At 51.5% G+C, this 15,385-nt stretch carries 13 protein-coding genes; 12 read left to right on the top strand and 1 reads right to left on the bottom strand.

Annotation, left to right across the window (positions count from 1 at the left end; all coding sequences use genetic code 11):
- Positions 1–133: 133 nt before the first annotated feature.
- From pxpB to JK211_RS09210, 4 genes are all read left to right on the top strand, one after another.
- A complete protein-coding gene (gene pxpB, locus JK211_RS09225) occupies positions 134–790 on the top strand; it encodes a 5-oxoprolinase subunit PxpB (RefSeq protein WP_212708389.1) in 657 nt (218 codons plus the stop codon).
- Positions 784–1,713 carry a 5-oxoprolinase subunit PxpC gene (gene pxpC, locus JK211_RS09220; RefSeq protein ID WP_212708388.1) on the top strand — a complete coding sequence of 310 codons (930 nt, stop codon included), beginning with the start codon at positions 784–786 and terminating at the stop codon, positions 1,711–1,713. Before pxpB ends, pxpC begins: the two co-directional genes overlap by 7 nt.
- Positions 1,710–2,447, top strand: coding sequence for a 5-oxoprolinase subunit PxpA (gene pxpA / locus JK211_RS09215; RefSeq protein ID WP_212708387.1), 738 nt, complete (start codon positions 1,710–1,712; stop codon positions 2,445–2,447). The genes pxpC and pxpA overlap by 4 nt, the downstream gene beginning before the upstream one ends.
- A 155-nt stretch (positions 2,448–2,602) precedes the next feature.
- Positions 2,603–3,457, top strand: coding sequence for a shikimate dehydrogenase (locus tag JK211_RS09210; protein ID WP_212708386.1), 855 nt, complete (start codon positions 2,603–2,605; stop codon positions 3,455–3,457).
- A 54-nt stretch (positions 3,458–3,511) separates the two neighbouring features.
- Here JK211_RS09210 and JK211_RS09205 read toward each other — a convergent pair whose 3' ends face one another.
- Positions 3,512–4,795, bottom strand: coding sequence for a citrate synthase (locus tag JK211_RS09205; RefSeq protein ID WP_212708385.1), 1,284 nt, complete (start codon positions 4,793–4,795; stop codon positions 3,512–3,514).
- Positions 4,796–5,379: 584 nt separating this feature from the next.
- On the opposite strand from JK211_RS09205, the gene sdhC reads away from it, so the two are divergent.
- The 8 genes from sdhC (at position 5,380) to sucD (ending at position 15,161) form a co-directional block, all read left to right on the top strand.
- A complete protein-coding gene (gene sdhC / locus JK211_RS09200; RefSeq protein WP_212708384.1) occupies positions 5,380–5,769 on the top strand; it encodes a succinate dehydrogenase cytochrome b556 subunit in 390 nt (129 codons plus the stop codon).
- On the top strand, positions 5,763–6,110 hold the full coding sequence (gene sdhD / locus JK211_RS09195; RefSeq protein WP_212708383.1) for a succinate dehydrogenase membrane anchor subunit: 348 nt from the start codon (positions 5,763–5,765) through the stop codon (positions 6,108–6,110). Before sdhC ends, sdhD begins: the two co-directional genes overlap by 7 nt.
- A complete protein-coding gene (gene sdhA / locus JK211_RS09190) occupies positions 6,111–7,877 on the top strand; it encodes a succinate dehydrogenase flavoprotein subunit (protein ID WP_212708382.1) in 1,767 nt (588 codons plus the stop codon).
- 17 nt (positions 7,878–7,894) lie between these two features.
- Complete coding sequence (locus JK211_RS09185) at positions 7,895–8,608, top strand: succinate dehydrogenase iron-sulfur subunit (protein WP_212708381.1); 714 nt, start codon at positions 7,895–7,897, stop codon at positions 8,606–8,608.
- Positions 8,609–9,007: 399 nt separating this feature from the next.
- Positions 9,008–11,815 carry a 2-oxoglutarate dehydrogenase E1 component gene (gene sucA, locus JK211_RS09180; RefSeq protein ID WP_212708380.1) on the top strand — a complete coding sequence of 936 codons (2,808 nt, stop codon included), beginning with the start codon at positions 9,008–9,010 and terminating at the stop codon, positions 11,813–11,815.
- A gap of 15 nt (positions 11,816–11,830) precedes the next feature.
- Complete coding sequence (odhB, locus tag JK211_RS09175; protein ID WP_212708379.1) at positions 11,831–13,051, top strand: 2-oxoglutarate dehydrogenase complex dihydrolipoyllysine-residue succinyltransferase; 1,221 nt, start codon at positions 11,831–11,833, stop codon at positions 13,049–13,051.
- 68 nt (positions 13,052–13,119) lie between these two features.
- A complete protein-coding gene (gene sucC, locus JK211_RS09170) occupies positions 13,120–14,286 on the top strand; it encodes an ADP-forming succinate--CoA ligase subunit beta (protein ID WP_212708378.1) in 1,167 nt (388 codons plus the stop codon).
- The gene (gene sucD, locus JK211_RS09165) at positions 14,286–15,161 is read left to right on the top strand and encodes a succinate--CoA ligase subunit alpha (RefSeq protein ID WP_212708377.1); all 876 of its coding nucleotides are present in this window, start codon (positions 14,286–14,288) and stop codon (positions 15,159–15,161) included. The genes sucC and sucD overlap by 1 nt, the downstream gene beginning before the upstream one ends.
- Positions 15,162–15,385 lie beyond the last annotated feature (224 nt).

The following is a 15,385-nucleotide window of genomic DNA, read 5'->3' as shown; positions in this document are numbered from 1 at the left end:
ATCCCGGATATTAAAATTATTGACATAAATCCTCCGGTTGCGGATAAGGTTATTAACGGAATGACTCCCCGTTTATCCGGCAGCCGGTAATATAACGCGGGAGTTGTTGACAGGGGATAAGTGGAGGCAGGTTGTGCAGCAACTAAGATGTTACATGCTGGGTGAACAGGCGTTAGTTCTGGAGTTGTCGGCACCATTATTGCTGGACTCACAGCAAAAAATCCGCGGGTTAACCCGGCGGTTATCTGCGCTGGAACAGGTTCAGGAAGTGGTGCCTGGCATGAATAACCTGACGGTTATGCTCCGTGAGATTCCTGCTGATCCGCTGGCCGCCCTGCGACAGCTGCGCAGTTGGTGGGATGAAAGTGATGCCGATGAGTCGGTTTCCCGCACCATCGAGATTCCGGTGGTGTATGGGGGAGATGCCGGGCCGGATCTTGCAGCGGTTGCCAGGCAATGTCAGCTGACGGCGTCGCAGGTCGTGGAACGGCACAGCGCGGTGCTATACACCGTTTATTGTATTGGTTTTCAGCCGGGGTTTCCTTATCTTGGCGGGCTGGACCCGGCGATCCATTGTCCGCGCCGTGCTGAGCCGCGGGTCTCTGTACCTGCGGGCAGTGTCGGCATTGGTGGCAGCCAGACCGGTATTTATCCGTTAGCTGCCCCGGGTGGCTGGCAGCTTATTGGCCGTACCCTGACGCCGTTGTTTTTAGCACAACGAACCCCTCCGGCACTGCTGGCGCCGGGCGACAGAGTACGTTTTGTTCCGCAAAAGGAGGGGCAATGTTAACTATTCTTCGTGCCGGTATGGCGACCTCTCTTCAGGATGCCGGCCGGCCCGGTTATCGGCAGTCAGGGATCAGCCTTGCCGGGGTTATGGATCATCCGGCAATGGAAACTGCCAATCTGCTGGCGGGTAACAGCCCTGACTGTGCTGTTTTAGAAATAACACTCGGTCAGTGCCAGTTTCGTTTTGAACGTGACAGCTGGTTCGCTCTTACGGGGGCAGGATGTGACGCTGATCTGGACGGTAAAACGGTCTGGACTGGCTGGCGGATCCCGGCGAAACGGGGGCAAATACTGACGTTAAGCAGGGCAACCCGGGGTGTGCGCAGCTATCTGGCCGTGGATGGCGGGTTCGATATTCCGCAGGTGATGGCGTCGTGCAGTACCGATTTGAAAGCGGGTTTTGGCGGCTGGCAGGGCAGGTATCTGCGTGACGGCGATATGTTACCGCTGAATCTGCCGACACATCACTTTTCCCGAAGTGTCGGTGTCAGACAATTATTGTGGGGTAACCGTATCCGGGTGTTGCCGGGGCCGGAATATCATGAGTTCAGCCGCGAGGCTCAGCAGGCATTCTGGCGTACCGGCTGGGTATTATCTCCCCAAAGTAACCGCATGGGATACCGTCTGCAGGGCCGGACGTTATCGCGGGATACATCACGTGAGTTGTTGTCTCATGCAGTGGTCCCGGGGACGGTGCAGGTCACCAATGGCGGACAACCGGTGGTACTGATGGCTGATGCCCAGACGACCGGAGGATATCCGCGTATCGGGGTTGTTATATCTGCAGATTTGTACCATCTTGCGCAGCTGAGGCCCGGTGAACCTGTTCACTTTATTCACTGTACATTAGAGCAAGCCAGGCAGGCGAAGCAACAGCAGCAGCATGCACTGGATATGATTAAATGGGGGCTTCTGGCGTCATGAAAATTGATTTAAATGCAGACCTGGGGGAAGGCGGTGATTATGACCAGCAATTACTGCAACTGGTGAGTTCCGCCAATATTGCTTGCGGTTTTCATGCCGGAGATGCACCGATGATGTTGCAGTCGGTACGCTGGGCAAAACAGTATCAGGTAAAGATTGGTGCGCACCCGTCTTTTCCTGATCGCCAAAACTTTGGCCGGACAGCCATGTCTTTACCTCCGGCAGAGATTTATGCCCAGCAGTTGTATCAGATCGGTGCGCTGCAGGCGATAGCCGCCAGCGAAGGTGTCGGGTTATTTCATGTGAAACCTCATGGCATGTTGTATAACCAGGCTGCGAATGATCGGCAACTGGCGGATGCCATTGCCCGCGCCGTGGTGGCGGCCGATCCGGCGCTGGTACTGGTCGGACTGGCAAACAGTGAGCTGATTGCCGCCGGCCGGCATTACGGGCTGACAACCCGTGAAGAAGTGTTTGCTGATCGTGGTTATACCGCATCCGGACGACTGGTGCCCCGCGGGCAGCCGGGGGATTTGCTGGCCGATGCTTCTCAGGCTATCGGGCAGACCCTGATGATGATTCAGCAAGGGCGTGTACAGGCTGTCAGTGGCGAATATGTTAACGTCAGCGCTGAGACGGTCTGCCTGCATGGTGATGGTGAACACGCGTTGGTATTCGCCCGCGAACTCAAAGACGCTTTCCGGCAACAGGATATCACTGTTTCCGCAGAATAGTGCCTGTCGGCAGGGATGCCCGATGCGGACAAGGATGTCTGCGGCAGCGGCGGAGAGTTATGTAATATTATGATTCATAATATTAACCTGACCAGGTTGACCCGCAGAGAATTCTGTCTGACCCTTAAAAGACCGACCCTGTAAAGGAGCATATCATGGCAGAACAACAAAATTTCCTGAGTGATCTTACCGGCTCTTTCTCCTCTCCCTGTAGTGAAAACCCGACGGTGGCTATGATGGAAGCGGTTTATCGCCACCAGGGCATTAATGCGCGTTATATTAACTGTGATGTCGGACAGCAACAGCTGGCAATGGCAGTGGCGGGTGCTAAAGCGATGGGCTGGCGCGGGTTTAATTGTTCAATACCCAACAAACAAACCATTATTGATTATATTGATGAGCTGGGAACCTCAGCCAGGGTTATTGGTGCAGTCAATTGTGTGATTATCCGTGACGGTAAACTGACCGGCGAGAATACGGATGGCAAGGGATTTGTCGAGGCATTGAAAGAACACATTGACCCGCGTGGAAAAAAGCTGACATTACTGGGAGCCGGTGGCGCAGCCCGGGCGATTGCGGTTGAATCAGCGCTGGCAGGCGCCAGTGAGATTACGATTATTAACCGTGACCAGCAGAAAGGACAGGCGCTGGCTGAACTGATTACGCAGCATACCCCGGCCAGGGCCAGATTTGTACACTGGACAGCGGGTATCGCCATTGATGCCGGACAGGATATTGTGGTGAATGCGACGTCAGTCGGTCTGGATGATGCTGAAGCATTACCGGATATTGATATTGAGAGCCTGAAACCCACCCAGTTTGTCGCTGATGTTATCCCTAACCCGCCGCAGACAGCTTTATTACGTAAGGCCGCAGATCAAGGCTGTCAGACACTTAACGGGCTGAATATGCTGGTAAATCAGGGAGCGCTTAATCTGGCTTACTGGTTTGATCGCCGGGCGGATAAAGCGCCGATGAAAAAAGTATTACAGCAACTCTTCACCGGCTAAGTCTGTGTTGTCACGGGGGAGATAAAAGAAGGTGCCGCAGGCACCTTCAGCAGATTATTTCTGCAGGCGGGAATGAAATTCCCGTTCACTGTACCCGGTATACAGCTGGCGCGGACGGGCAATTTTCATACCTTCTTCATGCATTTCTATCCAGTGGGATATCCAGCCGACGGTTCTTGCCATTGCGAAAATAACCGTAAACATGGAAGTCGGTATCCCCATGGCTTTCAGGATCAGACCGGAATAGAAATCGACGTTCGGATACAATTTACGCTCAATAAAATACGGGTCGTTGAGTGCAATATGTTCCAGTTCCATAGCGACTTCCAGCAGGTCGTCTTTCATGTCCAGCTCTTTCAATACTTCATGGCAGGTTTCGCGCATTACCGTGGCACGGGGATCATAGTTTTTATACACCCGGTGACCGAAGCCCATTAAGCGGAAAGAATCGTTTTTATCTTTCGCGCGGCGGATAAACTCCGGAATATGCTCGACCGTCTGTATTTCCTCCAGCATCCGTAACGTTGCTTCGTTGGCTCCCCCGTGAGCAGGTCCCCACAGAGAAGCAATACCCGCCGCGATACAGGCGAATGGGTTAGCACCCGAAGAGCCGGCGGTGCGTACCGTCGATGTTGAAGCATTCTGTTCGTGATCCGCATGCAGGATCAGGATCCTGTCCATAGCCTTTTCAAGTACCGGGTTGACCACATACTCTTCACAAGGGGTGGCAAACATCATATGCAGGAAATTCCCGGCATAGGAGAGGTCGTTACGCGGATAAATAAAGGGCTGTCCGAGGGAATACTTATAGCACATGGCGGCAACCGTCGGCATTTTCGACAGCAGACGATAAGCGGCGATATCCCGGTGGCGCTGATTATTCACATCCAGAGAGTCATGATAAAACGCAGCCAGGGCACCGGTCACACCGCACATCACTGCCATCGGATGGGAGTCGCGGCGAAAGCCATGGAACAGACGGGTAATTTGTTCATGGATCATCGTATGACGGGTGACGGTGGTTTTAAACTGTTGGTACTGCTCCGGTGTCGGGGCCTCGCCGTACAGCAAAATATAACAGACTTCCAGATAGGTGGAATGTGTCGCTAATTGTGAGATTGGGTAACCGCGATGTAACAGGATACCTTCCTCACCATCAATATACGTGATTTTCGATTCGCAGGACGCGGTGGAGGTAAACCCCGGGTCAAAAGTGTACAGGCCGCGGTTGCCCAGTGCCCGGACATCTACGACATCCTGACCCAAACTGGCTTTAAGGACATTGAGCTCTAAAGACGTTTCACCCTCAAAAGTTAACGTCACTTTCTTGTCTGTCATTCTGGTCTCCTTTAGCGTCTCACTGCAACCATCAGGAACGCCAAATTATGCGCAATATTTGCTTAAAAAAACGCACCGCTTGTTGTTTACTGCTCAGGTATTTTGCTAAAACAACCTGTGGCAGCAAACACGTCCGGATATAATTTTTCGCCTGCTACCGGCGTTGAAATAGTTCGGTAATGATTATCTAAGCGATTTGCTTCCTGTCAGTTATATATCGCAGGTATATCGGAATGTCTATCCCGAACCATGCGCGGCTATGATAACGGCTTTACACTCAGGATGTGAAATAAATGTTTATTTAATGTGAACAGTAGCGGAGGTGTCGGAAAAATTGTCTGTATCGTGATAGTGATCACTGTTCTGCCCAATTTTATCCAAACAATATGTAGGGTAATTGTAATCAGATTGTGATCATCTTATACTTTGTAAAGGTCTCCGGAATACCCTGTCGTCAGGAGTCACCCAGCGTTTTTACGCGTCATTTAACACTGGATGTTACTGTCAGAGTGGCGGGAAAATCAGCATGATAACGATTTTCACGTTCCAGCAGGACCGGAGGAAGCTAAAATAATAAAAGCTGTGTGGGCAAAACCTTGAAAAAACAAAGACCTGTCAACCTGGATCTCTCGACAATCAAGTTTCCCTTGACTGCAATAGCATCAATTCTCCACCGTATCTCCGGCGTGATTACCTTTGTCGCTATCGGAATTCTGCTGTGGTTACTTGGATTGTCTCTCTCTTCCCCCGAAGGCTTTCAACATGCATCAGCCATGCTCAATGGCCTGGTCGTCAGATTCATTCTGTGGGGCATTCTGACGGCGCTGGCTTATCATATCGCGGGTGGTATTCGTCATATGCTGATGGATTTTGGCTTCCTCGAAGAAACTCTGGCAGCCGGTAAACGTTCTGCACAGATTACTTTTACAATCACTGTTGTGCTGTCGGTTCTGGCGGGGGTTCTTGTATGGTAACTAACGTTTCTGCACTCGGCCGTAATGGTATCCATGACTGGTTATTGTTGCGTGGTGCTGCGATTGTCATCGCCCTGTATGTCCTCTATATACTCGGTTTCTTTGTTTTTACCGGTCATGTCACTTTTGATGTCTGGCGCGGTTTTTTTGCCGCAACATTTACCCGTGTATTTACTCTGCTGGCGTTATTTTCGCTTCTGATTCATGGCTGGATCGGTATGTGGCAGGTACTGACCGATTATGTCAAAAATGTAGCATTACGGCTGGTAGTGCAGGGGCTGGTGATCCTGGCGTTACTTACGTATGCGATTTACGGAACGATTATCGTGTGGGGTGTGTAAATGAGTTTGCCGGTCAGAGAATTTGATGCAGTGGTCATTGGTGCAGGTGGCGCAGGTATGCGTGCAGCACTACAGATTTCACAGTCAGGGCAAAGTTGTGCTCTGTTATCAAAAGTATTTCCAACCCGTTCCCATACGGTTTCTGCTCAGGGGGGGATTACCGTTGCCCTGGGTAATACCCATGAAGATAACTGGGAATGGCATATGTATGACACTGTTAAAGGGTCCGATTACATCGGTGATCAGGATGCTATCGAATATATGTGTAAAACCGGGCCGGAAGCGATTCTGGAACTGGAACATATGGGATTACCATTCTCCCGTCTGGATGATGGCAGGGTCTACCAGCGTCCTTTTGGCGGGCAGTCGAAAAATTTCGGCGGGGAACAGGCTGCGCGTACTGCCGCAGCGGCTGACCGTACCGGCCATGCGTTGTTACATACCCTTTATCAGCAGAACCTGAAAAATAAAACCACCATCTTTTCTGAATGGTATGCCCTGGACCTGGTGAAAAATCAGCAAGGTGCAATTGTCGGTTGTACTGCGCTCTGTATCGAAACCGGAGAAGTGGTTTATTTCAAAGCCAAAGCGACCATTCTGGCGACCGGCGGGGCGGGGCGTATTTATCAGTCAACAACCAACGCGCATATTAATACCGGTGATGGTGTGGGAATGGCCCTGCGGGCCGGAGTGCCGGTACAGGATATGGAAATGTGGCAGTTTCACCCGACAGGTATTGCCGGTGCCGGGGTGTTAGTCACGGAAGGCTGTCGTGGTGAAGGCGGATATTTGCTGAATAAACACGGTGAACGCTTTATGGAACGCTATGCACCGAACGCCAAAGATCTTGCCGGACGTGATGTGGTGGCCCGTTCTATGATGATCGAAATCCGTGAAGGCCGTGGTTGTGATGGTCCGTGGGGACCTCACCTTAAACTCAAACTTGACCATTTAGGTAAAGACGTCCTGGAATCACGTTTACCGGGGATCCTTGAACTCTCCCGGACATTTGCCCATGCGGATCCGGTGAAAGAGCCGATCCCGGTGATCCCGACCTGCCATTATATGATGGGCGGGATCCCGACCAAAGTGACGGGTCAGGCGCTGACGGTTGATGAACATGGTAATGATCAGGTCGTTCCGGGCTTGTTTGCTGTCGGTGAAATCGCCTGCGTATCAGTGCATGGCGCTAACCGGCTGGGAGGCAACTCGCTGCTTGACCTGGTGGTGTTTGGTCGTGCTGCGGGCTTGCACCTGCTGGAATCTATTCAGCAGCAGGGGCCACTGGCTGATGCGACAGAAGACGATATTAATGCTGCGCTGGCCCGCTATCAGCGCTGGGATAATAACACTACGGGTGAAGACCCGGCGGAAATCCGGAAAGCGCTCCAGACCTGTATGCAGCATAACTTCTCCGTATTCCGCGAGGGGGATGCAATGGCCAAAGGGCTGGAAGAATTAAAGCATATCCGTGCCCGGCTGCAGGATGCGCGGCTTGATGACCGCTCCCCGGACTTCAACACCCAGCGTGTTGAATGTCTGGAGCTGGATAATCTGATGGAAACGGCTTATGCCACCGCAGTTGCCGCAAATTACCGTACCGAAAGCCGCGGCGCGCACAGCCGTTTCGATTTCCCTGACAGGGATGATGCGAACTGGTTATGCCACAGTCTGTATTTACCTCAGACTGAAAGTATGACGCGGCGTGAAGTCAATATGCAGCCTAAGTTACGTCCGGCGTTCCCGCCGAAAGTGCGTACTTATTAACCGGTGGAGAAAGATAAATGAAACTGGAATTTTCGCTGTACCGGTATAATCCTGAGGTTGATGATGCCCCGCGGATGCAGGATTACACCCTTAATGCAGAAGAAGGCAGTGATATGATGCTGCTGGATGCATTAATTCTGCTTAAAGAACAGGACCCCAGCTTGTCATTTCGCCGTTCCTGTCGTGAAGGGGTATGTGGTTCTGACGGTCTGAATATGAACGGGAAAAACGGTCTGGCCTGTATTACCCCGCTCTCAGCCCTGAGAGGCAAAGGTAAAATTGTCATCCGTCCGTTACCCGGGCTGCCGGTGATCCGTGATCTGGTCGTGGACATGGGGCAGTTTTATGCCCAGTACGAAAAGATTAAACCTTTCCTGCAAAATAATGACCGTAACCCGCCAGCCAGGGAAAATCTGCAGTCTCCTGATCAGCGTGCCCATCTTGATGGCCTGTATGAATGTATTCTGTGTGCCTGCTGTTCAACGTCCTGTCCGTCTTTCTGGTGGAACCCGGATAAATTTGTCGGCCCGGCGGGTTTGCTGGCGGCTTATCGTTTCCTGATTGATAGTCGTGATACAGAAACAGATGCACGTCTGGATGCACTTGATGACGCGTTCAGTGTTTTCCGCTGCCACAGTATTATGAATTGTGTGAATGTTTGTCCGAAGGGGCTGAATCCTACCCGCGCGATTGGTCACATTAAATCTATGCTGCTGCAACGAGGGGCCTGATATAGATACGCCGGGAAGCATTGCTTCCCGGCAATTGACGGAAACCCTGGTAAACCTTTTCCCGGTGCGACAGACGAAAGGGTTTACAAAGGTTCCCTTGCGGGCAAAGACAGCACCATGATGTTCGCTCCGTTGAACCTGGGAGACAGTGTGACTGCTGAAGGCAATCTTGCATGTCCACAACACCCTGTTTAATGATATAAAACAAGGTGATGATGATTGCGGACAGTAGTGATGCAGGGTGAAAAATCATTCCCCGTTTAACGCCTGCAGGATGGCAGTATCAGGCAGGCAGAATTTACTGTGGAATAGCACTCATCGGCCGACGCATTGTCCCGGAACACCCGTGAAAACGGCAACAATAACTACGAAAAGCATGATAATGCACAAGGGATCACCATGCAGAACAATGCAATGAAACCCTGGCTGGATTCTTCCTGGCTGGCCGGAGCGAACCAGTCTTATATAGAACAGTTATACGAGGATTACCTTACAAGTCCTGATTCTGTAGAACCTGTCTGGCGGGAACTGTTTGAACAATTCCCTGCTGATAACCTTCGTCCGGAACAATTTCATTCAACGACCCGTGATTACTTTCGCCGTCTGGCTAAAGATTCCACCCGGTATACCTCATCGGTCACGGATCCTGAAGCGAATTCCCGGCAGGTAAAAGTATTGCAGCTGATCAATGCTTTTCGTTTTCGGGGTCATCAGCAAGCCAGCCTTGACCCGTTAGGGCTCTGGAAACAGGATCCGGTACCGGATCTTGACCCGGCATTTCATGGTCTGACGGCCGAAGATTTCGGGGAAACTTTTAATGTGGGGTCATTTGCCATTGGCAAAGACACCATGAAGCTGGCGGATCTTTATGAAGCACTGAAGCAGACATACTGCGGCTCGATTGGTGCGGAATATATGCATATTAATAACACCGAAGAAAAGCGCTGGATTCAGCAGCGTATTGAATCGGTGGCCGGACGTGCCAGCTTTACGAGCGGCGAGCGGAAAAAATTTCTGCAGGAACTGACTGCAGCCGAGGGAATTGAGAAATATCTCGGGGCAAAATTCCCGGGGGCGAAACGTTTTTCTCTGGAAGGCGGAGATGCATTAATCCCGATGTTGCGTGAAATGATCCGACATTCGGGAAAACATGGTACCCGTGAAGTGGTACTGGGTATGGCACACCGCGGGCGTCTGAATGTACTGATCAATGTACTGGGTAAGAAAACCCAGCATTTGTTTGATGAGTTTGCCGGTAAACACAAAGAGTTGCTGGGCACCGGTGATGTGAAATACCACATGGGGTTTTCTTCAGATATTGAAACCGAAGGCGGGCTGGTGCATCTGGCACTGGCCTTTAACCCGTCTCATCTGGAAATTGTCAGTCCGGTAGTGATGGGGTCGGTGCGTGCCCGTTTAGATCGTCTGTCACAGCCGTCGATTGACCAGGTTTTGCCAATTACAATTCACGGTGACGCTGCGGTTACCGGTCAGGGGGTCGTGCAGGAAACCCTGAATATGTCCCAGGCCCGTGGTTATGAAGTGGGCGGAACGGTTCGTATTGTTATCAACAATCAGGTGGGCTTCACCACCTCTAATCCTCAGGATGCACGTTCAACACCTTATTGTACTGATATCGGAAAAATGGTGCTGGCACCCATTTTTCACGTGAATGCGGACGATGCGGAAGCCGTGGCATTTGTGACACGGCTGGCGCTGGATTATCGTAATACCTTTAAACGTGACGTCTTTATTGACCTGGTATGCTATCGCCGCCATGGTCATAACGAAGCGGATGAGCCAAGTGCAACCCAGCCGCTTATGTATAAAAAAATCAAAAAACATCCGACGCCCCGTAAAATTTATGCAGATCGATTGCAGGATGAAGGGGTGATCAGCAGCGCGGATGCCACAGAAATGATGAACCTGTACCGGGATGCCCTGGATTCAGGTGAATGTGTGGTAGACGAATGGCGTCCGATGACTCTCAATTCTTACACCTGGTCTCCGTACCTGAACCATGACTGGGACGAAAGCTACCCTGCAACCGTTGAGATGAAAAGGTTGCAGGAGCTGGCCCGGCGTATCAGCCAGATACCTGAAGGTATTGAAGCACAGTCACGGGTACTGAAAATTTATCGTGACCGTCAGGAAATGGCCGAAGGCACCCGGCCATTCGACTGGGGCGGGGCGGAAAACCTGGCCTATGCCACGCTGGTGGATGAAGGTGTGCCTATTCGTCTGTCGGGAGAAGATACCGGACGGGGAACGTTTTTCCATCGGCATGCGGTGATCCATAATCAGATTAACGGGTCAACCTACACGCCGTTACAGCATATCCACCACGGGCAGGGAAAATTCAAAGTCTGGGATTCCGTATTGTCTGAAGAAGCGGTACTGGCTTTTGAATATGGCTATGCAACCGCAGAGCCACGTACCCTGACTATCTGGGAAGCCCAGTTTGGTGACTTCGCCAATGGTGCTCAGGTGGTTATTGACCAGTTTATCAGCTCCGGTGAGCAAAAGTGGGGACGGATGTGTGGCCTGGTCATGTTATTACCGCATGGCTATGAAGGGCAGGGGCCGGAACACTCATCCGCCCGGCTGGAACGTTATCTGCAACTCTGTGCAGAGCAGAATATGCAGGTCTGTGTCCCTTCCACGCCGGCGCAGGTCTATCATATGTTACGTCGCCAGGCCCTGCGCGGTATGCGCCGGCCACTGATTGTGATGTCCCCTAAATCCCTGTTACGTCATCCGCTGGCCGTTTCCGGGCTCGGGGAGCTGGCAGACGGACAGTTTATGCCGGCGATCGGTGAAATTGATCCGCTGAATCCGGCAAATATTCGCCGCGTAGTGATGTGTGCCGGCAAAGTCTATTACGATTTACTTGAGCAGCGCCGTAAAAATGAGCAGCAGGATGTGGCTCTCATCCGTATTGAACAGCTGTATCCTTTCCCGCATCAGGCTGTGCAGGAGCTCCTGCAGTCTTATTCACATGTGACCGATTTTATCTGGTGTCAGGAAGAGCCACTGAATCAGGGTGCATGGTATTCCAGTCAGCATAATTTCCGTGAAGTTGTACCGCAGGGAGCGTCATTGCGCTATGCAGGGCGTCCGGCATCCGCCTCGCCTGCTGTCGGGTATATGTCTGTTCACCAGCAGCAGCAGCAAGCGCTGGTAAATGATGCGCTGAACGTTGATTGATTATAAGGAAAGATAATGAGTAGCTTAGATATTCTCGTTCCCGATTTGCCGGAGTCTGTTGCCGACGCCACTGTGGCTACCTGGCATAAAAAACCGGGTGACAGCGTCCGGCGCGATGAAGTGCTGGTCGAAATTGAAACCGATAAAGTGATCCTGGAAGTGCCGGCGTTTGCTGACGGGGTGCTTGAGGCGGTACTGGAAGATGAAGGGGCGACGGTAACTTCGCGCCAGTTATTAGGCCGTCTGAAAGAAGGTAACAGCAGCGGCAAAGAATCGGCGGTGAAAACCGAAGCCAAAGAATCGACCCCGGCACAACGACAGACGGCTTCGCTGGAAGAAGAATCCAGTGATGCTCTTAGCCCGGCTATCCGCCGTTTAATTGCTGAACATTCACTGGATGCTTCTCAGATTAAAGGCAGCGGGGTAGGCGGGCGTCTGACCCGTGAAGATGTTGAAAAATATCTGGCCGGACAGAAGACCGCCCCTCTGCCTGCTGCCGCAGCAACAGTAACAGCAGAGCAACCGGCACTGAGCAACCGCAGTGAAAAACGGGTACCGATGACCCGGTTACGTAAGCGGGTGGCCGAACGTTTGCTGGAAGCGAAAAACAGCACTGCCATGCTGACAACGTTTAACGAAGTGAACATGCAACCGATTATGGATCTCCGTAAACAGTATGGTGAAGCGTTCGAAAAACGTCACGGCGTACGGCTCGGGTTTATGTCTTTTTACCTTAAAGCGGTTGTGGAGGCACTGAAACGCTATCCGGAAGTCAATGCTTCCATCGATGGTGATGATGTGGTCTACCATAACTACTTTGATGTCAGCATTGCCGTGTCTACCCCGCGCGGTCTGGTCACCCCGGTGCTGCGTGATGTCGATGCCCTGAGCATGGCCGCGATCGAGAAGAAAATTAAAGAGCTGGCGATTAAAGGCCGTGACGGAAAACTGACGGTTGAAGAACTGACGGGCGGTAATTTCACGATTACCAATGGCGGAGTCTTTGGCTCTCTGATGTCGACGCCGATCATTAACCCGCCACAGAGCGCGATCCTCGGTATGCATGCGATAAAAGATCGACCAATGGCCGTCAATGGCCAGGTAGTAATCCTGCCGATGATGTACCTGGCATTGTCTTATGATCATCGTTTGATCGATGGCCGTGAATCCGTGGGTTATCTGGTCGCGATTAAAGAGCTGCTGGAAGATCCGGCCCGCTTGTTACTGGATGTCTGATTTTTAGCCGGGCGTTCCTGAGGGGCGCCTGTTTTTTATTCTTTTCAGAACTGAATGGATAGAACATCATGAATCTACATGAATATCAGGCAAAACAACTGTTTGCCCGGTACGGCTTACCTGCCCCTACAGGGTATGCCTGTACAACCCCGCGTGAAGCGGAAGAAGCCGCATCGAAGATCGGAGCCGGGCCCTGGGTCGTGAAATGTCAGGTCCATGCCGGTGGTCGCGGTAAAGCCGGTGGTGTGAAGGTTGTGCACAATAAAGAAGACATTGGTGCGTTTGCTGAACAGTGGCTGGGTAACAAACTGGTTACCTATCAGACAGATGCTGATGGTCAGCCAGTCAATCAGATTCTGGTCGAAGCGGCGACTGATATTGATAAAGAATTATATCTGGGTGCGGTCGTTGATCGCAGCAGCCGCCGTGTGGTCTTTATGGCTTCGACGGAAGGTGGTGTGGAAATAGAGAAAGTCGCGGAAGAAACGCCTCATCTGATCCACAAAATGGCCATTGATCCATTGACCGGACCGATGCCGTACCAGGGCCGTGAACTGGCATTTAAACTTGGCCTGCAAGGCCGGCAGGTGAGCCAGTTTGCGAAAATTTTTATGGGACTGGCAACTCTCTTCCTTGAGCGGGACCTGGCGCTGGTGGAAATCAACCCGCTGGTGATAACTACCGCGGGGGAACTGGTGTGTCTGGACGGTAAACTGAGTATTGATAGTAATGCGTTATTCCGTCAGCCTGAACTGCGGGAAATGCATGACCCAAGCCAGGAAGATGCCCGTGAAGCCAGTGCTGCACAATGGGAGCTGAATTACGTAGCTCTGGAAGGCAATATTGGTTGCATGGTCAATGGTGCCGGCCTGGCGATGGGAACCATGGATATTGTTAAGCACCACGGCGGTCAGCCGGCGAACTTCCTTGATGTGGGCGGTGGTGCGACTAAAGAACGCGTTACCGAAGCATTTAAAATTATTTTGTCGGATGATGCGGTCAGTGCGGTTTTTGTGAATATTTTCGGTGGTATTGTCCGCTGCGATTTGATCGCCGACGGTATTATCGGTGCGGTTGAAGAAGTCGGCGTTAATGTCCCGGTAGTGGTCCGTCTGGAAGGCAATAATGCGGAGAAAGGGGCGAAAAAACTGGCCGAAAGTGGTTTAAATATTATTGCAGCAACCAGTCTCACTGACGCGGCTCAGCGTGTAGTGGCTGCAGCGGAGGGCAAATAATGTCAATTCTTATCGACAAAAATACCAAAGTTATTTGCCAGGGATTTACTGGCGGGCAGGGGACATTTCACTCTGAACAGGCGATTGCTTATGGTACGCAAATGGTGGGCGGAGTCACGCCGGGTAAAGGCGGGACCACGCACCTTGGCCTGCCGGTATTCAATACCGTACGTGAAGCGGTAGAGCATACCGGAGCGACAGCCTCGGTTATTTATGTGCCGGCACCGTTCTGCAAAGACAGTATCCTTGAAGCTATCGATGCCGGGATTAAACTGATTATTACTATCACTGAAGGTATCCCGACGCTGGATATGCTGACGGTTAAAGTCAAACTAGATGAAGCCGGTGTGCGGATGATTGGCCCGAACTGCCCGGGGGTGATTACTCCGGGAGAATGTAAAATCGGTATTATGCCAGGTCATATCCATCTGCCGGGTCGCATCGGGATTGTCTCTCGTTCAGGGACACTGACTTATGAAGCTGTTAAGCAAACCACAGATATTGGCTATGGACAGTCAACCTGCGTGGGTATTGGCGGAGACCCGATTCCAGGCTCAAACTTTATTGATATTCTGGCATTGTTTGAACAGGATCCGCAGACCGAGGCGATTGTGATGATTGGTGAAATTGGCGGGAGTGCAGAAGAGGAAGCAGCCGCTTATATCAGTCAGCATGTGACCAAACCGGTCGTCAGCTACATTGCCGGTGTGACTGCACCAAAAGGTAAACGTATGGGGCATGCCGGCGCGATTATTGCCGGGGGGAAAGGGACTGCAGATGAGAAATTTGCAGCTCTTGAAGCTGCCGGAGTTAAAACGGTTCACAGCCTCGCAGAGATCGGTGAGGCTGTGAAATCGGTATTACCTGCCCGCTGATCTCCTTCGGCTCTGATTAAACCACTGCCAGCCGGCGGTGGTTTTTTTTCCCCTATAGCAGAGGTCAGTGAATGACAAACAATCTTCAACGACTAACACGCTGTAATAATGGGATAAATACAATTATTCTTTTTATTATGATTTATTGGTAATGATTCCAATTTATTGATAGTGATTTATTGTCATGTAGTACCCGATGACTTTGTCATGCAGTTCAACTGACT

The organism is Tatumella sp. JGM130, assembly GCF_018257525.1.
Taxonomy (GTDB): Bacteria; Pseudomonadota; Gammaproteobacteria; order Enterobacterales; family Enterobacteriaceae; genus Tatumella; species Tatumella punctata.
The sequence above is the reverse complement of the archived record's forward strand: the minus strand, read 5'-3'. Positions and strand labels throughout refer to the sequence as shown.

What these genes read in the sequence shown, in the direction of transcription:
- pxpC (WP_212708388.1), top strand. Translation starts at nt 784, where the DNA reads ATGTTAACTATTCTTCGTGCCGGTATGGCGACCTCTCTTCAGGATGCC.
- pxpA (WP_212708387.1), top strand. Translation starts at nt 1,710, where the DNA reads ATGAAAATTGATTTAAATGCAGACCTGGGGGAAGGCGGTGATTATGAC.
- JK211_RS09210 (WP_212708386.1), top strand. Translation starts at nt 2,603, where the DNA reads ATGGCAGAACAACAAAATTTCCTGAGTGATCTTACCGGCTCTTTCTCC.
- JK211_RS09205 (WP_212708385.1), bottom strand. Translation starts at nt 4,795, where the DNA reads ATGACAGACAAGAAAGTGACGTTAACTTTTGAGGGTGAAACGTCTTTA.
- sdhD (WP_212708383.1), top strand. Translation starts at nt 5,763, where the DNA reads ATGGTAACTAACGTTTCTGCACTCGGCCGTAATGGTATCCATGACTGG.
- sdhA (WP_212708382.1), top strand. Translation starts at nt 6,111, where the DNA reads ATGAGTTTGCCGGTCAGAGAATTTGATGCAGTGGTCATTGGTGCAGGT.
- JK211_RS09185 (WP_212708381.1), top strand. Translation starts at nt 7,895, where the DNA reads ATGAAACTGGAATTTTCGCTGTACCGGTATAATCCTGAGGTTGATGAT.
- sucA (WP_212708380.1), top strand. Translation starts at nt 9,008, where the DNA reads ATGCAGAACAATGCAATGAAACCCTGGCTGGATTCTTCCTGGCTGGCC.
- odhB (WP_212708379.1), top strand. Translation starts at nt 11,831, where the DNA reads ATGAGTAGCTTAGATATTCTCGTTCCCGATTTGCCGGAGTCTGTTGCC.
- sucC (WP_212708378.1), top strand. Translation starts at nt 13,120, where the DNA reads ATGAATCTACATGAATATCAGGCAAAACAACTGTTTGCCCGGTACGGC.
- sucD (WP_212708377.1), top strand. Translation starts at nt 14,286, where the DNA reads ATGTCAATTCTTATCGACAAAAATACCAAAGTTATTTGCCAGGGATTT.